We start from the raw sequence: 19,120 nt of genomic DNA on the forward strand, positions 1-19,120 counted from the left end.
ATGCCGTCACCCAAGCTGAATGAGGACTTTGCCGGCGTCGACCTTGACCGGATAGGTCTTGAGATTGACGCAGACCGGCGCCCCGCGCGCGTCGCCGGTCTTGTAGTTGAAGCGGCCATTGTGTTTTGGACACTCGATGATGTCGTCCATCACCAGCCCATCGGCCAGATGCACTTTCTCATGCGAGCACAGGCCGTCGGTCGCGTAATACTCGTCCTCCGGGCTGCGATAGATGGCGTAGGTGCGGCCGGCATGATCGAACCGCATTACGTCCTCCTCGTCGATGTCTCCGGCCGCGCAGGCCTCGACCCAGTCGCTCATGTCGTCCTCCGGCGAAATTCTTCGTTGTCGGTTGTGTCGGATCCGGTCACTCGGCCGCGGCCGCTACCGGATTGTCGTTGTGCAGCTCTTCCCGGTAGGGCTTTGCCGTCGGCGGCAGCTCGCGCTTGAGGAAGTAGTCCTCGTTGCGCAGCTGGCGCAGGAAGGCCGGGATCATCTCGCGGTAGCCGGCCAGGATCGACGGCGTCGGCGCCGGCAAATCGTGCTTGATCAGCTCATGCAGCTTGGGCAGCGCGTGGTAGGGCACCATCGGGAACATGTGGTGCTCCACATGGTAGTTCATGTTCCAATAGATGAACCGGCTGATCGGGTTCATGTAGACGGTGCGGCTGTTCAGCCGATGGTCGATGACATTGTCGGCCAGCCCGCCATGCTGCAGCAGCCCGGTCATGACGTGATGCCAGGCGCCGTAGAGGCGGGGCAGGCCGACGAGCATCAGCGGCAGCCATGAATGCAGATAGAGCGCCAGCGCGATGGTCGCGACATAGATGGCGAGCCAAATACGGGCGATGCGGATGGCCTTGGGCTGCTCCTGTTCCGGGATGAAGGTCTTTTCTGCGGCGCTGATGACGCCGGCGGCATTGCGCACCATGTCGGTCATCGCATGCCAGGCATCGAGCACGCCGAAAAAATTCAGCACAACGCGCAAAAGGTCCGGCGGTCGCATGACGGCGATCTCCGGGTCGCGGCCGACGATGATGGTGTCGGTGTGGTGGCGTGTATGGCTCCAGCGCCAGGTCACCGGATTGCGCATGATCATGAAGCAGGCGAGCTGGTAGACCGCATCGTTCATCCATTGGGTGCGGAAGGCCGTGCCGTGACCGCATTCGTGCCAGCGGGAGTCGGTCGAGGAACCGTAGAGCGTGCCATAGACAAAGAAGAACGGCACGCACCACCAGCTGCCCCAGAACCAAGCGCCGCCCGCGCCACTGAGGAACAGCGCACCTAGCCAGATGATGGTGTCTCGGATAGCGGGCTGGTCGGAGCGCTGCATCAGCTCCTTCATCTGCTTGCGCGGGATCTCGGTGTGGTACCACTGGGCCGCCGAAAGACCGTTCTCGACCGCGCGCTTGGCGTCGCGGCCGGTCAGGCTGTAGTCGCGTCCGGACGGCGCCGGAGACGTGATTGCCGTCATTGCGGGGTCCTCCATCAGCACCTGGCGAATGGCCCTCGGCAATGCCGCGCCTCGCCCATGGCTGGCTTCGACTTCACCATAGCGCCAAGTCATGATAGCCTCAATGTCACAAAGATAGATTCTATCATTTTCTATCAGATTGGGCTAATCTGAGTCGGGCAAGCGATGGAGCACTCATGGCAAAGCGGCCGACAATCACCGATCTCGCGCGCGTTTCAGGCTTCAGCGTCGCCACGGTCGACCGGGTGTTGAACAATCGCCTGCCGGTGCGCGAGGAGACGGCGCGTCGCGTCTACGAGGCGGCGACCGACATCGGCTATCACGCCGCTGGCCTGATCAGGCAGCGCATGCGCCAGGAGTTGCCCGAATATCGTCTCGGCTTCCTGCTGCTGCGCGGCAATGACGTTTTCTACGGCGATTTCGCGCGCGAGCTGGAGCTTGCGGTCTCGCAATCGCAACGTTTCCGGGGCACTGCGACGATCGACTTCGCCGCTTCGCTGGCGCCCGATGAGTTCGCCGCCCAGATGCGCAAGCTGGCGGCGAAATCCAGGGCCATCGCCGTGGTCGGTCCGGATCATCCGACGCTGACGGCGGTGGTCGAGGCGCTGAAGGCGCGAGGGCAGCCGGTCTTTTCGCTGCTCTCCGACTTCGCCGCCGGCATCCGTGAAGGCTATGTCGGGCTCGACAACCGCAAGGTCGGACGCACCGCGGCCTGGATGATCGCCAAGGCCGCCAGCAAGCCAGGCAAGGTCGCGCTTTTCGTCGGCAGCCACCGTTTTCATGGTCACGAGCTGCGCGAGATCGGCTTCCGCTCCTATTTTCGCGAGCATGCGCCGGATTTCACTGTGATGGAGACGCTGGTCAACCTGGAGGCCAACCAGGTGACGCATGATGCGATGCTCGAGCTTCTGGCTCGGCATCCCGACCTTGCCGGCTGCTACGTCGCCGGCGGCGGCATGGAGGGCGCGGTCGCGGCGTTGAGGGCGGCGAAGCCGGCGCATATGCCGGTGGTCGTCTGCAACGAGATCAATGCGGAGGCGCGCGCGGCACTTGCCGACAACATCCTGACCATGGTGATCTCGACCCCGCTGGCGGCGCTCTGCCGCGAGCTTGTCGGGCTGATGGCGCATGCCATCGAGACCGGCGCCGCCAATGCGCCCGGCCAGACTTTTCTCCCCTTCGACATCTATCTGCCGGAAAACATCTAAGCCGCCTCCCGTCGGAATGATGGGATCCATCAGGCTGATGGAATTCTTTCGCGCCGTGAAATTGCCCGGAAGTCCGCCGCAGAACGTTTGCATGCCGGCCGCGAGGGCGCTGCACGCTTGCCTCCATCGAAAAACCGGCACGTCCATTTCGAATCTCCCTTGACGGCTGCAAGCGAAATGGAATAAATATTTCACCAACTGGGTATTTTGGTTCTTTCGTTCCGGAACATCTGTTTCAAGCAGAGGACCAGGCGTTCCATTATGCGAGGAAAACGCCGCCGGAAGGGCCATGGGAGAGATTCCCCGGTAACATCGGGGATTCCGGTTCAATCGGTGCAGCCGGACACCAAGTGGAGGAGAAACTAAAATGAAGAAACTGCTTTTGGGCGTCGCGCTTTCGGCGCTGATGTGTTCGTCCGCCTTCGCCGCCAAGATCGGCGTCTCGATGGCTCTTTTCGACGACAATTTCCTGACCGTGCTGCGCAACGGCATGATCGCCCAGGCCAAGGGCATGGACGGCGTCGAACTGCAGGTCGAGGACGCGCAGAACGACGTGGCCAAGCAGCTCGACCAGATCAAGAACTTCGCCGCTTCGGGCGTCGACGCGATCATCGTCAACCCGGTCGACACTTCGGCCACCCAGGCGATGTCGGATGCGGCGGCCGCGGCCAAGATCCCGCTGGTCTATGTCAACCGCGAGCCGGTCAATGTCGACAAGCTGCCCGACAGCCAGGCTTTCGTCGCGTCCAATGAGGCCGAGTCCGGCACGCTCGAGACCAAGGAAATCTGCCGCCTGTTCAAGGAAGCCGGCAAGAAGGAAGCCAATGTCTATGTGATCATGGGCGAGCTTTCCAATCAGGCGGCGGTGCAGCGCACCAAGGATATCGATGAAGTGATTGCCACGCCGGACTGCAACTTCATCAAGATCATCGACAAGCAGACCTCGAACTGGAAGCGTGACGAAGCGCAGAACCTGATGACCAACTGGCTGTCGTCCGGCAAGCCGTTCGACGGCGTCATCGCCAACAATGACGAAAGCGCCATCGGCGCCATCCAGGCGATGAAGGCCGCCAATATCGACATGAAGTCGGTCGTGGTCGGCGGCGTCGACGCAACCCAGGACGCGCTGGCCGCGATGCAGGCGGGCGATCTCGACGTCACGGTCTTCCAGGATGCGGCTGGCCAAGGCGCGGGCGCGCTCGATGCGGCGCTGAAGCTCTCCAAGGGCGAGAAGGTGGAGCGCAAGGTCTACATCCCCTTCCAGCTCGTGACGCCGGCGAACATCGACAAGTTCCTGAAGAAGAACTGACGCCGCGCCAACGCAATTCCAGGAAGTTTTCCGTACGGACTTGCGTGAGGACAAACCCTGGAGCGGCGCTCCGACGCATCGAGTTGGCTGAAATCGGCTGCAGACAGAGCAGCGTCGCTCCCTTCCTTCTCCCGCCCGACCGGGCGGGAGAGCGGGCGCGGTCATTCGGAGGAAGAAGACGTGTCACAGACATCGCATGGCATTGGCGGGCTGAGCTATGACGCCAAGAAGCGCCCCTGGCCTGCCGAATTCAACGTGTTCCTGGCGCTGGTCATCCTGGTCGGCGCATTCGAGCTGATCGGCCGCGTCTTCCTCGGCGACAGCTTCCTCTTCAACACCCGCGATAACGTCGATGCTATCTTCAACGAGCAGCGGCTGCAGATCATCATCCTGCAGGTGTCGATCGTCGGCATCATCGCCATCGGCGTCACGCAGGTCATCATCTGCGGCGGCATCGACCTGTCCTCGGGCTCGATCGTCGGCGCCACCGCCATGATCGCCATGAGTTTCGCGCAGGTTGCGACCGTCAACGGCAATCCCAACCCGAAGGCGATGTTCATCGCCTATGGCTGGACCGACCTGCCGGTCATCGTGCCGCTGCTGGTCGCGATCGGCTGCGGGCTGATTGCCGGCCTGATCAACGGTGCCCTGATCGCCTACACCCGCATTCCGCCGTTCATCGCCACGCTCGGCATGATGGTCACGGCGCGCGGCATCGCAAAATGGTGGTCGAAGGGCCAGCCGATCTCGTTCCCGACCGACAGCTTCGCGGCCATCGGCAAGGGGCTGATGCCGGTCATCATCTTCATTTCACTGGCGATCCTGTTCCAGCTCATCCTGAGCTACACCCGATACGGCAAGCATTGTTACGCCATCGGCTCCAACGAGGATGCCGCGCGCATGTCCGGCATCAAGATCGCCAACCACAAGGTGCTGGTCTATGTGATTGCCGGCATCCTCGCCTCGATCGCCGCGGTGGTGCTCTCCTCCAAGAACCTCACCGCCCAGGCCGGCATGGGCGTGATGTACGAGCTCGACGCCATCGCCATGGCGGTCATCGGCGGCGTCTCGCTCTCGGGCGGCCGCGGGTCTATCATAGGCACGGTGATCGGCTCGCTGATCTTCGGCGTTATCATTTCCGGCTTCACCTTCCTGCGCCTCGACGCCTACTACCAGGAGATGGTCAAGGGCGTGATCATTGTCGGCGCAGTCGTTCTTGATCAATGGCGCCAGCGCCGCCGGGCGATAGGAGCTTGACCATGTCCGATATCGTTCTGAAGACCGAAAACCTCACCAAGCATTATGGCGGCGTTCACGCGCTGCAGGAGGCGAATTTCGAGCTGCGCAAGGGCGAGCATGTCGCCATCATGGGCGACAACGGCGCCGGTAAGTCGACCTTCGTGCGCCAGATCACCGGCGTCGAGCAGCGCACCGACGGCAAGATCTGGTTCGACGGCAAGGAAGTGAACTTCGCCGGCCCGATCGAGGCGCGCGAGGCCGGCATCGAGACCGTGTTCCAGAACCTGGCTCTGGCCGACGACCTCGACGTGCCGTCGAACCTCTTCCTCGGCCGGGAGAAGGTGCTTTTCAACCTCGGCCCCTTCTCGATCCTCGACCGCAAGGCGATGCGCAGGGCGACCGAGGCGGCGCTGATCCGCACCGCGGTGAAGATCCCGAACCTCTCCAGCACCATCCGCCACATGTCGGGCGGCCAGCGCCAATGCGTGGCGATCGCCAGGACCGCAACCTTCGCCTCCAAGCTGATCATCATGGACGAGCCGACCGCAGCGCTCGGCGTGCAGGAAACGGCGCAGGTCGAAAACATCATCCGCACGCTGAAGGAGAACGGCGAGCCGCTGATCCTGATCAGCCACAACATGCGCCAGGTCTTCGACCTGGTCGACCGCATCGTCGTCTTCCGGCGCGGCCGCATCGTCGCCAATTTGCGCAAGCAGGACACCGACGGCAACGACATCGTCGCTTACATCACCGGCGCCAAGACCGGGCAGGCGGAGCTTCAGGCCGCCTGACCAGGCGCCACGACGGGACCAGACCAAATCGTCCGCGCCGGCCGGCGCGGACACGTTTTAGAGCCACCCTCAAAGGACATTCCATGACTCTCCGCTTCGCTCTTCTCGGCGCCGGCCGTATCGGCAAGGTGCATGCCCGCGCCGTAGCCTCAAACCCGCAGGCCAAGCTGGTGGCCGTGGCCGACGCCTTCGAGAAAGCGGCGACGGAGCTTGCCTCCGCCTATGGGGCCGAGGTGCGCAGCATCGACGCCATCGAGCAGGCCAAGGACATCGACGCCGTCATCATCTGCACGCCGACCGACACTCACGCCGACCTCATCGAGCGCTTCGCCAGGGCCGGCAAGGCGATCTTCTGCGAGAAGCCGATCGACCTCGACGTCAAGCGCGTCGAGCAGTGCCTGGCCGTGGTCGACAAGGCCGGCGCTACGCTGATGGTCGGCTTCAACCGCCGCTTCGACCCGCATTTCGCCGCCGTCCGCAAGGCGATCGACGACGGCGCCATCGGCGATGTCGAGATGGTCACCATCACCTCGCGCGATCCGGGCGCGCCGCCGCTCGACTACATCGCGCGATCCGGCGGCATTTTTCGCGATATGACCATCCATGATTTCGACATGGCGCGCTTCCTGCTCGGCGAAGAGCCGGTGGCGGTCAGCGCGCACGCCTCGGTGCTGGTCGACAAGAAGATCGGCGAAGCGGGCGATTTCGATTCCGTCAGCGTCATTCTGGAAACGGCGTCCGGCAAGCAGGCCGTCATCTCCAACTCGCGCCGCGCCACCTATGGCTACGACCAGCGCATCGAGGCGCACGGCTCGAAGGGCATGGTTGCGGCCGAGAATCAGCGGCCGGTGTCGATCGAGCTCGCCAATGACAAGGGCTACACCCGCCCGCCGCTGCACGATTTCTTCATGACCCGCTACATCGAAGCCTACGCCAACGAGATCGCTTCCTTCATCGCCGCCGCGACTACCGGCAAGAAGGCGGCGCCGAGCGGCAAGGACGGGCTGGTCGCCTTGAAGCTGGCTGATGCCGCCTTGGAGTCTGCCAAGACGGGCAAGACCGTCCGCGTCGCCTGAAGGTTTTGAAATCGATACAGGAGCAGAGCGATGAACGGTCTAGCCGGTCGCAATTCAGAAACGCGCGCCATCGTCACCGGCGGCGCGCAGGGCATCGGCTTCGCCGTCGCGGAAGCCTTGGCCGACGAGGGTTGCCGCGCGCTGGCGCTGGTCGGCCGCTCGCAGGACAAAGGTGACAAGGCGGTCGCAGCGCTCAAGAAGAACGGTGTCGATGCCATCTTCATCAGCGCCGATGTCGCCAAGGTCGCCGACTGCAAGCGCGCCGTCGCAACGGCGCTCGCGCATTTCGGCACTTTGAACGCGCTGGTCAACGCGGCCGCCACTTCGGCCCGCGGCTCGTTGGTCGAGACATCGGAAGAGCTTTTCGACCAGATCTTCGACACCAATGTGCGCGGCCCCTTTTTCCTGATGCAAGGCCTCGTCGCGCATCTCCTGGAGCGCAGGGCGCCGGGCTCGATCGTCAACGTGCTGTCGATGTCGGCGCATGCCGGCCAGTCCTTCCTGACGCCCTATTCGACCAGCAAGGGCGCGCTGATGACGCTGACCAAGAATGTCGCCAGCTCCTACCGGAAAAACCGCATCCGCTGCAACGCGGTGCTGCCCGGCTGGATGGATACCGAGGGCGAGGCGATCGTGCAGAAGAAGTGGCACGATGCGCCGGACGACTGGCTGGAAAAGGCCGAGGCCGCGCAGCCGATGGGCCAGTTGGTCAAGCCGGCGCAGCTTGCCCGGCTGATCACCTATATGCTCAGCCCGCAGGCCGGCGTCATGACCGGCTCGCTGGTCGATTATGATCAAAACATAGCTGGCGTGATCGGGGAGTAGTGACAACGAGCAGCCTTACGCCAGAAGCCGGCCAGCTATGGGTGGAGATGTGATCAGCCTCGTGCGCCCAAAGGTACGCGGCCCCTGAGAGCCCCTGTTGCCGCAGCATCGCTATTCCGGTATAGTCAAGATGGTCAGAGTAGTCATGAGATTGAGATGCTGCCCGGACCGAAAGAAGATACGAGCTGGACGGTCGCTGGGGCAAAGGCCCGGCTCTCGGAGGTAATAGATCGGGCGCAATCTTCGCCTCAGACGATCACCCGTAACGGCAAACCAAGCGTTGTCGTCGTGTCCGCAGAGGAATGGCGGCGGAAGACCGCCCGCAAAGGAACGCTTGCGGAGTTCCTCCTGGAGTCGCCGCTGCGCGGCGCCGATCTCGACCTTGAGCGTCAACCCGACGAACCGCGTGATCAGCCGCTTTGAGGCTTCTGCTCGATACCAATGTCCTGTCAGAGGTGACGAGGCCGGCGCCGGATGTAGGCGTTCTAAAGTGGCTGGACGGGCTTGATGAGGATCGATCATTCATCAGCGTCGTGTCGATCGCCGAGATCCGGCGCGGCGTTTCCCTCACGGATGAGGGCCGCAAACGAGAGGCACTGGCCGAATGGCTCGCTCGAGATTTGCCGCAGCGCTTCGAGCAAAGGGTTTTGCCGGTGGACGAAGCCGTTGCCTTGGCCTGGGGCGACCTGATGGGCATTGCCAAGCGCCGCGGTCGCGGTCTGTCGTCGATGGACGGTCTGATCGCCGCCACCGCGATTGCGAAGCAGCTCACCTTGGCAACGCGTAATTCGAAGGATTTCGAAGGCTTTGCAATCGAACTTTTCGATCCATGGTCTGCATGAACCGTGAACCGCTGCATGATGCTCTATTTTTCCCGAGGCCACGGAGCACGGCGCAAACCAAGCAAATGCTTAGCTTCATGAGGACGTGACAAGCGCCTCGGCATCGACTATATGAGCCGCATGATCCACCTGACCGCCTCGTTTTGGTACTTTAGCTACGGTAGCTCGCTGGCGGCGGGAGGATTGCGCTCGATCTGAAGATTGCAGCATCTAATCCGAAAAGCCGCCAGACCTGGCGGCTTTTTCGTTTCAGCCGGCAGGTCTCCTAACCAGGAGCAGAAAGCCGTGTTGACCACCACAGACGACCTACGGGTCAAGGAACTCAAAGTCCTGAGCACGCCGGACGACGTGCTGCGCGAGATACCGCGCTCGCTCACGGCGACGCGCACCGTTGCTGCGTCACGCAACGCCATCCATTCCATCCTGACCGGGGCCGACGATCGACTGGTCGTCATCGTCGGCCCTTGTTCCATCCACGATCCGGTCGCCGCCGTGGACTACGCCAGCCGTCTGGCGGCGCTGCGCGAGGCCCTGGCCGACCGGCTCGAGATCGTCATGCGCGTCTATTTCGAGAAGCCGCGCACCACGGTTGGCTGGAAGGGCCTGATCAACGATCCCGACCTCGACGGCAGCTTCAACATCGACAAAGGCTTGCGGATGGCGCGCAACGTGCTTTCCGCCGTCAACAATCTCGGCCTGCCGGCGGCGACCGAATTCCTCGACATGACGACGCCGCAATACATCGCCGACCTCGTCGCCTGGGGCGCCATCGGCGCGCGCACGACCGAAAGCCAGATCCACCGCGAGCTGGCGTCGGGCCTCTCTTGCCCGGTCGGCTTCAAGAACGGCACCGACGGCAATCTGAGAATCGCCGGCGAGGCGGTGAAGTCCGCTGCGCAGCCGCATCATTTCATGGCGGTGACCAAGGGCGGCCGCAGCGCGATCGCGGCGACGACCGGCAACGAAGACTGCCATGTCATTCTGCGTGGCGGCGTAGCGCCGAACTACGACGCGGCAAGCGTCGACGCGGCCGCCGCGGAGCTCGGCCGCATCGGCATCGCGCCGCGCCTGATGATCGATGTCAGCCACGCCAACAGCGGCAAGAAGCCGGAGAACCAGCCGAAAGTCGCGCACGACGTGGCGGGCCAGGTCGCAGCGGGCGACGAGCGCATCATCGGAGTCATGATCGAGAGCAATCTCGTCGCCGGCCGTCAGGACGTCGTGCCCAGCAAGCAGCTCACCTACGGCCAGAGCATCACCGACGGCTGCATCGATTGGGCGACCACCGAAACGGTGCTGCACGGACTTGCCGGCGCCGTCGAGTGGCGCCGGTCGGTGAAGCGCGAACTGCTCGCCACCCGTCAGGGCGCCGCCTGACAACCCTGGCGAGGGCGGCGTTCACGCCGCCCTCAGCCCTTCCCATGCGGTGAATACCGAGACCGCGAATAGAAGCAGCCCGGCCGCACGGCCGGCAATGACCGTTGCCCGCGGATTGCCGACCAGAAGCGCCCGGCTGCGCCCGGCGGTGATGGCGAGGCCGCCGTAGATTCCTGCTTGTGTGACGACAGTCAGCAGTCCCATGATGGTCGCCTGCATCCAGATCGGACCGTAAACCGGCTTCAGGAACTGCGGATAGACGGCAAGGATAAACAGATAGGCCTTGGGGTTGATCAGGCAGGTGACCAATCCCTGGCGAAAGGCTTTCCAGGCGGAGCGGCTGCCGGCGGGCCCGTCATCGCTGATGGTGATCGAGCTGCGCATCAGCGAAATTCCGATATAGGCCATATAAGCGGCGCCGGCGATCAGCAGCGGTTTGAACAGGACCGGCACGAAATGAATCAGCAGCCCGACGCCGATCGCCCCGTTCAACGTATGCACTACGCCGCCGAGCATAATGCCGCCGGTCGCCGCCAGCCCCCTGTCGCGCCCCCCGGTCAGCGCATTGGCCAGCACGAACAGCATGTCCATGCCCGGCACGGCGATGATGCCGAACAGCAGGATGAAGAACAGCCAGAGATTTTCCGTGTAACTCATGTCAGTTGCCTGTCGCGGCCCGCCAAGGACGCTGAGGAATCTGTTGATTTTCAAACTGATGCGCGGCCCTATAGGTCATCCCAACTGACGGGGGTGTGTCAGTTGCGTTTCGATCGAGTGGAAAAATGCGCAAGGCCTCGCGCCTGTTCGAAATCATCCAGATCCTGCGGCTGGCCAAGAAGCCGGTGACCGCGGCGACGATCGCCGAGCAACTGGAAGTGACGGTGCGCTCGGTCTATCGCGATATCGCAGCGCTGCAGGCGATGCGGGTGCCGATCGAGGGCGGGCGCGGCATAGGCTATATCCTGCGCCCCGGCTTCGACCTGCCGCCGCTGATGTTTTCGATCGAGGAGATGGAGGCGATCGTGCTGTCGCTGGCGCTGCTGGAACGCACCGGCGATGACGAGCTCAAGCAGGCGGCAAAGCGCGTTGGCGCCAAGATCGCCGGCGCCGTGCCACCGCCCTTGCGCCAGACGCTCGACGCCAACGCTCTTCATGCCTGGGGTTTTTCGCCTGCGGCCGCGGCGGTCGATCTGGCGCTGGTGCGCCGCGCCATCCGCGACGAGGAGAAGCTCGACCTCGCCTACCGCGACGAAGCCGGCCGCGACACACAGCGTATCGTCCGCCCGATCGCGCTGATCTACTACGCCGAGACCGCCAACATCGTCGCTTGGTGCGAGCTGCGCCAGGCCATCCGCAATTTCCGCAGCGACCGCATCGAGGATTGCCAGCCGACCGGCCTATGGTTCAAAGGCGAAGGCGATCAACTGCGGCAGGTTTGGGTGGACGGCTGGGAGATCAATGCAGCAGCCGCCGCCGGCACCTGAAGGGGAGCCAGCTCACCTCACATCCACCCAGCGCTGTTCCTGGAACGAACGCGCCATCGCATGCACGGTCCGCTCGATCTCCAGCCCCTCGTCGAAGTCGATGGTCCGCGCCGGCTTGCCGGCGATCCGCATCAAAAGCTCGCGGCATTCGATGATCTTAAGGTCGTTGAAGCCGAGGCCGTGGCCGGGCGCCGGCACGAAGGAATCGTAGGGCTTGTGGTGCGGCGCCAGCAGGATCGTGCGGTAGCCCTGCTCGGTCGGCCGGTCGGCGGTCAGATAAAGTTGGAACTCGTTCATTCGCTCCTGGTCGTAGAGGATCGAGCCTTTCGAGCCGAAGATCTGGAGGGCGATACGGCCCTTGCGGCCCCAGGCCGAGCGGTTGACCAGCAGCGTACCGGCGACACCGTTCTCCAGATGCATCAGAACACTGGCGATATCGTAGGTCTCGACCGCACGGCGGCCGCCGGAGGCGACGCGCCGGTCGGCATAGGGTTTCGCCATGTCGCACATGACGCGAGCGACGCGGCCGAACAGCACTTTGATCAGCGACAGCGGATGCACCGCGAAATCGTCGAGCGCGCCATAACCGGAAGCCGCCTCATGCTTCCAGAAGAACAGCGCCTCGGGATCGGCCATGAAATCCTCGTCCATCTCGATGCGCACGAGATTGACATCGCCGATGATCTTTTCCTCAAGCAGCGCGCCGATGTGGCGGATGGCCGGGTTCTGAATGTAGTTGTAGCCGAGCACGGCAGCCTTGCCGGATTTGGTCGCTGCCTTCGCCATCGCCTCGGCCTCGGCAAAACTCGGTGCCATCGGCTTCTCGCACCACAGGTGCTTGCCGGCTTCGAGGATGGCGATCGCCATTTCCGGATGGAACTGGTTGGGCGTGGTCAGCGACACGACATCGACCTCCGGATCGTTGACGACGGCACGCCAGTCGGCCGAGCCTCGAGTGAAGCCGAACTCGGCCGCTTTGCGCTTTGCAAGCTCGTCGTTGACCTCACCCAGATGCACCAGCCTCGCCTTGTCGACATCGGGAAAGACGGTGCCGACCGCGTTCCAGGCAATGGCGTGGCACTTGCCCATGAAGCCCGTGCCGATGAGGCCCACTCCGACCATGTCGATTGTCTCCGCTGAAGGGGAAGAATTCGCATGGATGAATTAATCCATTTCAGTCGAGAATGGAACGTCCAAATCATTTTTTATGGTGTTCTTGCGCGAAACCGCTATGATGAGGCAGGAGAGGGAACACCAGCATGGCCGTGGGCGGAGCGACGATGGACGGACGGGTGCCTCGCGATTTCGAGACCTTGCGCACGACGATCCTGGAGCGGCGCACCAGTCTGCCCAAGCGCATCGCGCAGATCGCCGCCTATGCGCTGGACAATCCCGACGACATCGCCTTCGGCACGGCGGCGAGTATCGCGGCTTCCGCCGGCGTCCAGCCCTCGACGCTGATCCGCTTCGCCCAGCAGCTCGGCTTCGACGGTTTCACCAGCCTGCAGCAGGTGTTTCGCGAGCGGCTGCGCGAACGCAATTCGTCTTATGACGAGCGGCTGGCGGCGCTGCGCGCCAAGGCCGAGGAAGGCGCCGGACACCGGGCGATCTTCGACGGCTTCGTGGCTGCCGCCAGCACCTCGCTCAGCGACATTTCGCGCGCGCTGAACGATGCGCATTTCGAACAGGCGATCACGCTGCTGGCAAAGGCCGAGACAATCTATGTGCTGGCCAAGCGCCGCTCCTATCCGGTCGCCTCCTACATCGCCTACGCGCTTGGCAAGCTCAAGATCCGCAACCAACTGATCGAGTCGGCCGCGGGCTTGAATGCCGAGATGATCGGCTTCGCCACGCCGCGCGACGCCGTCATCGCCATCAGCTTCTCGCCTTACGCGCCTGCGACCATCGAGGAGACGCGCTCGATCGCCGAGCAGGGCGTGCCCATCGTCGCCATCACCGACAGCTCGTTCTCGCCGCTCGCCCAATTCGCCAAGGTCTGGTTCGAGGTGGCCGAATCCGATTTCGGCGGCTTCCGCTCTTTGTCGGCGACGATGGCGCTTGCCATGGCGCTGACCGTTGCCGTCGGCGAAAAGCGGCGCGACGCCGGCCGTAAGCGCAAGGCCTGAGCGGCCCCGAACGGGCGTTTTTCCATCAGGGAACACTCATTCCATATTGACTATGGATTGGAATTATTATTTCATATTGACGGTGTCACGCCGCCGTTCGCGCGTGCTGCCCAAAACGACGCTGCTCTGCACAACAAAGCCGATGGGAGGTTCGAATGGGCGAAGCCGTGGAAGCGAAATATCCGCCGCTCGACGTCATCACGATCGGCCGCGCCTCTGTCGATCTCTACGGCCAGCAGATCGGCTCGCGTCTGGAGGACATAACCTCCTTCGCCAAGTCGGTCGGCGGCTGCCCGGCCAATATCTCCGTCGGCACGGCAAGGCTCGGCCTGCGCTCGGCGCTGCTCACTCGCGTCGGCGACGAGCAGATGGGCCGTTTCATCCGCGAGCAGCTCAGGCGTGAGGGCGTCTCGGTCGACGGCCTGAAGACCGACAAGGAACGGCTGACGGCGCTGGTGCTGCTTTCCGTCGAGGACGAAGGCGTCTCGCCGATGATTTTTTATCGTTCGGATTGCGCCGATATGGCGCTCGCCGAAGAGGACATCGACGAGGCTTTCATCGCCTCGGCGCGCGCCGTGGTCGTCACCGGCACCCATTTCTCGCGTCCCAACTCGGATGCCGCACAGCGCAAGGCGATCCGTTTGATGAAGGCCAAGGGCGGCAAGGTCGTGTTCGACATCGACTACCGCCCGAACCTCTGGGGGCTCGCCGGCCATGCCGAGGGCTTCGAGCGCTACGTCAAGTCGGACCGGGTCTCGGCGCAGCTGAAGACGGTGCTGCCCGATTGCGACCTCATCGTCGGCACCGAGGAGGAAATCATGATCGCCTCCGGCGCCGACGATTGTCTGAGCGCGCTTAAGACGATCCGCACGCTGTCGGCCGCTACCATCGTGCTCAAGCGCGGTGCCAAAGGCTGCATCGTCTATGACGGGCCGATCAGCGACGACCTCGAGGACGGTATCGTCGGCGAGGGCTTCCCGATCGAGATCTACAACGTGCTTGGCGCCGGCGACGCCTTCATGTCGGGCTTCCTGCGCGGCTGGCTCGGCGGCGAAAGCTTTGCCACGGCGGCGACCTGGGCCAATGCCTGCGGCGCCTTCGCCGTGTCGCGCCTGCTATGCGCGCCGGAATATCCGACCTTCGAGGAGCTGCAGTTTTTTCTGAAGCACGGCAGCAAGCATCTGGCGCTGCGCAAGGACGAGGCAATCAACCACATCCATTGGGCGACGACGCGGCGGCGCGACATCCCTTCGCTGATGGCGCTCGCTTGCGACCACCGCGTCCAGCTGGAAGATGTCGCCGCCAGGGTCGGTGCAGATGTCTCGCGCATCCCCGACTTCAAGGTGCTCACCGTCAAGGCGGCGGCCAAGGTCGCCGCCGGTCGCGACGGCTACGGCATGCTGATCGATGAGAAATACGGCCGCGATGCCATGTTCGAGTTCGCCCGCCATCCCTTTGCCTGGCTCGGTCGGCCGGTCGAATTGCCCGGATCGCGGCCGCTGCGCTTCGAATTCTCGCAGGACGTCGGCTCGCAGCTCACCGAATGGCCGGTCGACCATTGCATCAAGTGCCTCTGCTTCTATCATCCGGATGATCCGGAGGCGCTGAAGACAGAGCAGCAGCAAAAACTGCGAGCCCTGTTCGAGGCGGCGCGGAAAGTCGGCAGGGAACTGCTCGTCGAGATCATCGCCGGCAAGCACGGCACGCTCGACCACACCACCATTCCGCGCGCCCTTGAAGAACTCTATGCGCTGGGCATCAAGCCCGACTGGTGGAAGCTCGAGCCGCAGGCCTCGGCAGGCGCCTGGGCCAGGATAGAGCAGGTGATCGTCAAGAATGATCCGTGGTGCCGCGGCGTCGTGCTGCTCGGTCTGGAGGCGCCGCAGGATGAGCTGGTCGCCGCCTTTGCCGCCACCGCCAATGCGCCCATCGTCAAGGGATTTGCCGTCGGTCGCACCATCTTTGTCAATGCCGCCGAACAATGGCTGGCCGGCAAGATCTCGAATGACGAGGCTGTCGCCGACATGGCCTCGCGCTTCGAGCAATTGACCGAGGCATGGCTTGCAGCGCGCGGCCGCAAAGCAGCATAAGAAGAACAGGCAGCATATTAGGCGGCACAGGGAAAGCCGGAGGAAACGACAATGACCAAGACCGTTCGCCTGACGATGGCGCAGGCGCTGACCCGCTTTCTCAGCCGCCAGATGACCGAGATCGACGGCAAGAAGGTGCCGATCTTCGGCGGCGTCTGGGCGATCTTCGGCCACGGCAATGTCGCCGGCATCGGCGAGGCGCTCTACCAGGTCCGCGACGAGCTGCCGACCTTCCGCGCCCATAACGAGCAGGCGATGGCGCATGCGGCGATTGCTTACGGCAAGGCGAATTTCCGCCGCCGCTTCATGGCCGCGACCACCTCGATCGGCCCCGGCGCGCTCAACATGGTGACGGCTGCGGCGCTCGCCCACGTCAATCGCTTACCGGTGCTGCTGCTTCCCGGCGATATCTTCGCCAACCGCTTGCCCGACCCGGTGCTGCAGCAGGCCGAAGATTTCTCCGACGGCACGGCGAGCGTCAACGACTGTTTCCGCCCCGTCTCGCGCTATTTCGACCGCATCACGCGGCCGGAGCAGATCATCCCGGCGCTGAACCGCGCCATGCTGGTGCTGACCGATCCGGCCGAATGCGGCCCGGTCACGCTTTCGCTCTGCCAGGACGTGCAGGCGGAGGCCTATGATTATCCGGAAAGCCTGTTTGCCGAGCGCGTCTGGACGCCGCGCCGGCTGCGCCCGGATCGCAACGAGCTGGCCGTCGCCGTCGCGGCGCTGAAGAACGCCAAGAAGCCGCTGGTGATCGCCGGCGGCGGCGTTCTCTATTCGCAGGCTTCCGGAGAGCTGGCCAAGCTGGTGCAGGGCGCCGGCATTCCGGTTTGCGAGACGCAAGGCGGCAAATCCTCGCTGCCCGACGATCATCCGCTCAACATGGCGGCCGTCGGCGTCACCGGCACATCAGCGGCCAACCGGCTGGCGGAAGAGGCCGATGTGGTTCTTGCCGTCGGCACCAGGCTGCAGGACTTCACCACCGGCTCCTGGGCGCTGTTCAAGAATGCCGGCCGCACCATTGTCGGGCTCAATACCCAGGTCTTCGATGCCGGAAAGCACTGGGCGCTGCCGCTGGTTGCCGACGCCACCGAAGGGCTCGCCGAGCTGTCCGCCGCGCTGAAGGGCTGGAAGGCGCCGACCGCCTGGACCGACAATGCGCTGAAGGGCAAGACGGAATGGCAGGCTGCCGCCGCCAAGGTGACGGCCTCGACCAACGCCGCCTATCCCTCCGACGCGCAGGTGATCGGCGCCGTGCAGCGCGCGAAGGGCTCGGGCGTCACGCTTTTGCATGCCGCCGGCGGGCTGCCCGGCGAATTGCACAAGCTCTGGCAAGCGGGCGCGCCCGGTTCCTATCACGCCGAATACGGCTTCTCGACCATGGGCTACGAGATCGCCGGCGGGCTCGGCGTCAAGATGGCGAAACCCGACCAGGAAGTCGTCGTCATGGTCGGCGACGGCTCCTATCTGATGCTCAATTCCGAGATCGCGACGTCGGTGATGCTCGGCCTGAAGCTCACCATCGTGTTGCTCGACAATCGCGGCTATGGCTGCATCAACCGGCTGCAGATGGCGACCGGCGGCGCCAACTTCAACAATCTCTTGAAGGACGCTCGCCACGAGGTGATGCCCGACGTCGACTTCGCCGCCCATGCGGCCAGCCTCGGCGCCGTCGCCGAGAAGGTGGCCTCGATTGCTGAACTCGAGACGGCGCTCGCCAAGGCGAAGGGCAACGACAAGACCACCGTGCTGGTCATCGACACCGATCCGCTGGTGTCGACCGAGGCCGGCGGCCACTGGTGGGATGTTGCCGTGCCGGAAGTCTCGTCGCGGCCGCAGGTGAACGCGGCGCGCAAGGCGTATGACGAGAAAAAGCTCATGCGGAGCTTAGGTGATTGAAGCTGGCGCTGCCCCTCACCCTTGCCCTCTCCCCGTGAAGAACGGGGAGAGGGGGCCGCCAGCGCCGAAGCCTGTCCCTTCTCCCCGTCATTCACGGGGAGAAGGTGCCGGTAGGCGGATGAGGGCAGCGCCGACGAGCGAAAGTTGAACGATCCGAACCTGGAGTGACGACTTGAAAGCCAAACTGGGCATGTCTCCCATCGCGTGGTGGAACGACGATCTCGTGGAATTGAGCGATGATGTGTCGCTGGAGGAGTGTTTGCGCCAGTCGCGCTCGGCCGGCTTCACCGGCATGGAGATGGGCCGCCGCTTCCCCCACGACCCGAAGGTGATGCTGCCGATCCTGAAAGAGGCCGACGTCACGCTCTGCGGCGGCTGGTTCTCCGGCACGCTGGTCGATGAGGACATGTCGAAGAACAAGGATCGCATCCAGCCGATGATCGAGCTGTTCAAGGCGGTCAACGCGCCCTGCATCGTCTATGGCGAGGTCGGCCGCTCCATCCAGGGCGACCGCTCCAAGCCTCTTGCCACCAAGCCAAAGCTTCCGGCCGACGAGATGAAGGCCTATGGCCGCCGCGTCACCGAATTCGGCGAATGGTGCGCCGACCAGGGTATGCCGCTTTCTTACCATCATCACATGGCGGCCGTGGTCGAGACCGAGCCGGAACTCGATTCCTTCATGCATCATTCCGGCGAAGGCATCCCGCTGCTGCTCGATGCCGGCCATCTCGCCTTCGCCGGCGGCGATGTGCTGCGCGCCATCGACAACCACCACAAGCGCATCAACCACGTCCATGTGAAGGACGTGCGCATGAACGTGATCGACGGGCTCGACCGCACGAAACAGTCCTTCCTCGATGCCGTCGCGCTCGGCGCCTTCACCGTGCCCGGCGACGGCTCGCTCGATTTCGGCGCGATCGTCCAGCGCTTCGCCGACTACGGCTATGAAGGCTGGTTCGTGGTCGAGGCCGAGCAGGATCCGAAAAAGAACCCGCCGCTGAGGATGGCTGAGGTCGGCCACAAGGAGCTGATGCGGGTGATGACGGCCGCCGGTTATACGGTCGAGACGCAGGGCTTCCCGGCGTAAGCGGTGGATTCGTCCGGCCGCTCGCTCTATCTGATGCGTTTGGACAAGTCCCGGATTGGCGCGATGAAAGACTATGAACACCCCTTCTTCCGACCGCTGTGGCGGCGCATTGCCGTCGTCGCCGTCTGCCTAATCTGGTCGGTGATCGAATTCGCCTCCGGCACGCCGTTCTGGGGGGTAATCGCGCTCGGCTTCGCCGGTTACGCGGTGTGGCAGTTCTTCTACCTCTACAAGCCGGCCGAGGAGCCCAAGCCTCCGGCCGAGCCGAAGGAATGACCCAGGAGACAAAA

19 protein-coding genes are annotated in these 19,120 nt (G+C 63.8%); 15 read left to right on the forward strand and 4 right to left on the reverse strand.

All coding sequences use genetic code 11. The features are described 5' to 3' along the window. Positions 1 to 6 precede the first annotated feature (6 nt). Together P9228_RS02580 and P9228_RS02585 are read right to left on the reverse strand one after the other, a co-directional pair. Positions 7 to 321 carry a MocE family 2Fe-2S type ferredoxin gene (locus P9228_RS02580; RefSeq protein WP_067002880.1) on the reverse strand — a complete coding sequence of 105 codons (315 nt, stop codon included), beginning with the start codon at positions 319 to 321 and terminating at the stop codon, positions 7 to 9. A 46-nt stretch (positions 322 to 367) separates the two neighbouring features. Beyond that, positions 368 to 1,474 carry a fatty acid desaturase family protein gene (locus P9228_RS02585; RefSeq protein ID WP_278052875.1) on the reverse strand — a complete coding sequence of 369 codons (1,107 nt, stop codon included), beginning with the start codon at positions 1,472 to 1,474 and terminating at the stop codon, positions 368 to 370. 176 nt (positions 1,475 to 1,650) lie between these two features. Here P9228_RS02585 and P9228_RS02590 point away from each other — a divergent pair, with 176 nt between their 5' ends. From P9228_RS02590 to P9228_RS02630, 9 genes are all read left to right on the forward strand, one after another. Continuing rightward, a complete protein-coding gene (locus tag P9228_RS02590; RefSeq protein ID WP_278052219.1) occupies positions 1,651 to 2,682 on the forward strand; it encodes a LacI family DNA-binding transcriptional regulator in 1,032 nt (343 codons plus the stop codon). Between the two features lie 367 nt (positions 2,683 to 3,049). Beyond that, positions 3,050 to 3,991 carry a sugar ABC transporter substrate-binding protein gene (locus tag P9228_RS02595; protein ID WP_278052221.1) on the forward strand — a complete coding sequence of 314 codons (942 nt, stop codon included), beginning with the start codon at positions 3,050 to 3,052 and terminating at the stop codon, positions 3,989 to 3,991. A 180-nt stretch (positions 3,992 to 4,171) separates the two neighbouring features. Continuing rightward, the gene (locus P9228_RS02600) at positions 4,172 to 5,248 is read left to right on the forward strand and encodes an ABC transporter permease (protein WP_095799067.1); all 1,077 of its coding nucleotides are present in this window, start codon (positions 4,172 to 4,174) and stop codon (positions 5,246 to 5,248) included. 2 nt (positions 5,249 to 5,250) lie between these two features. After that, on the forward strand, positions 5,251 to 6,021 hold the full coding sequence (locus tag P9228_RS02605; RefSeq protein ID WP_067003269.1) for an ATP-binding cassette domain-containing protein: 771 nt from the start codon (positions 5,251 to 5,253) through the stop codon (positions 6,019 to 6,021). An 83-nt stretch (positions 6,022 to 6,104) separates the two neighbouring features. Next, complete coding sequence (gene iolG / locus P9228_RS02610) at positions 6,105 to 7,097, forward strand: inositol 2-dehydrogenase (RefSeq protein ID WP_278052228.1); 993 nt, start codon at positions 6,105 to 6,107, stop codon at positions 7,095 to 7,097. Between the two features lie 30 nt (positions 7,098 to 7,127). Beyond that, entirely contained in the window at positions 7,128 to 7,922 is a 795-nt protein-coding gene (locus P9228_RS02615; RefSeq protein ID WP_095825527.1) for an SDR family oxidoreductase, read from the forward strand. 156 nt (positions 7,923 to 8,078) lie between these two features. Further along, positions 8,079 to 8,345, forward strand: a complete 267-nt coding sequence (locus P9228_RS02620; RefSeq protein ID WP_067323907.1) for a type II toxin-antitoxin system Phd/YefM family antitoxin — start codon at positions 8,079 to 8,081, stop codon at positions 8,343 to 8,345. Beyond that, positions 8,342 to 8,764: a type II toxin-antitoxin system VapC family toxin gene (locus tag P9228_RS02625; RefSeq protein WP_278052233.1), complete on the forward strand. Its 423-nt coding sequence runs from the start codon at positions 8,342 to 8,344 to the stop codon at positions 8,762 to 8,764. Before P9228_RS02620 ends, P9228_RS02625 begins: the two co-directional genes overlap by 4 nt. Positions 8,765 to 9,049: 285 nt before the next feature. Further along, positions 9,050 to 10,141 (forward strand): 3-deoxy-7-phosphoheptulonate synthase, encoded by a 1,092-nt coding sequence (locus P9228_RS02630; RefSeq protein ID WP_095799071.1) that lies wholly within the window; start codon positions 9,050 to 9,052, stop codon positions 10,139 to 10,141. Positions 10,142 to 10,162: 21 nt separating this feature from the next. Here the strand turns inward: P9228_RS02630 and P9228_RS02635 are convergent, their stop codons facing one another. Continuing rightward, a complete protein-coding gene (locus tag P9228_RS02635; RefSeq protein WP_127247516.1) occupies positions 10,163 to 10,798 on the reverse strand; it encodes a LysE family translocator in 636 nt (211 codons plus the stop codon). Between the two features lie 125 nt (positions 10,799 to 10,923). Here P9228_RS02635 and P9228_RS02640 point away from each other — a divergent pair, with 125 nt between their 5' ends. Further along, positions 10,924 to 11,625, forward strand: a complete 702-nt coding sequence (locus P9228_RS02640; protein WP_095782142.1) for a YafY family protein — start codon at positions 10,924 to 10,926, stop codon at positions 11,623 to 11,625. Between the two features lie 12 nt (positions 11,626 to 11,637). Here the strand turns inward: P9228_RS02640 and P9228_RS02645 are convergent, their stop codons facing one another. Continuing rightward, positions 11,638 to 12,747 carry a Gfo/Idh/MocA family oxidoreductase gene (locus P9228_RS02645; protein WP_278052238.1) on the reverse strand — a complete coding sequence of 370 codons (1,110 nt, stop codon included), beginning with the start codon at positions 12,745 to 12,747 and terminating at the stop codon, positions 11,638 to 11,640. Positions 12,748 to 12,905: 158 nt separating this feature from the next. On the opposite strand from P9228_RS02645, the gene P9228_RS02650 reads away from it, so the two are divergent. The 5 genes from P9228_RS02650 (at position 12,906) to P9228_RS02670 (ending at position 19,106) form a co-directional block, all read left to right on the forward strand. Beyond that, positions 12,906 to 13,751 carry a MurR/RpiR family transcriptional regulator gene (locus P9228_RS02650; protein WP_067323921.1) on the forward strand — a complete coding sequence of 282 codons (846 nt, stop codon included), beginning with the start codon at positions 12,906 to 12,908 and terminating at the stop codon, positions 13,749 to 13,751. Between the two features lie 155 nt (positions 13,752 to 13,906). Continuing rightward, complete coding sequence (gene iolC / locus P9228_RS02655) at positions 13,907 to 15,841, forward strand: 5-dehydro-2-deoxygluconokinase (RefSeq protein ID WP_278052240.1); 1,935 nt, start codon at positions 13,907 to 13,909, stop codon at positions 15,839 to 15,841. A 51-nt stretch (positions 15,842 to 15,892) separates the two neighbouring features. Then, positions 15,893 to 17,743, forward strand: a complete 1,851-nt coding sequence (gene iolD / locus P9228_RS02660; protein ID WP_278052242.1) for a 3D-(3,5/4)-trihydroxycyclohexane-1,2-dione acylhydrolase (decyclizing) — start codon at positions 15,893 to 15,895, stop codon at positions 17,741 to 17,743. Positions 17,744 to 17,915: 172 nt separating this feature from the next. Beyond that, entirely contained in the window at positions 17,916 to 18,830 is a 915-nt protein-coding gene (gene iolE, locus P9228_RS02665; RefSeq protein ID WP_067323926.1) for a myo-inosose-2 dehydratase, read from the forward strand. A gap of 63 nt (positions 18,831 to 18,893) precedes the next feature. Beyond that, positions 18,894 to 19,106: a hypothetical protein gene (locus tag P9228_RS02670; RefSeq protein ID WP_067003268.1), complete on the forward strand. Its 213-nt coding sequence runs from the start codon at positions 18,894 to 18,896 to the stop codon at positions 19,104 to 19,106. Positions 19,107 to 19,120: the final 14 nt, after the last annotated feature.

This window comes from Mesorhizobium sp. WSM4898, from assembly GCF_029625845.1.
Lineage (GTDB): Bacteria > Pseudomonadota > Alphaproteobacteria > Rhizobiales > Rhizobiaceae > Mesorhizobium.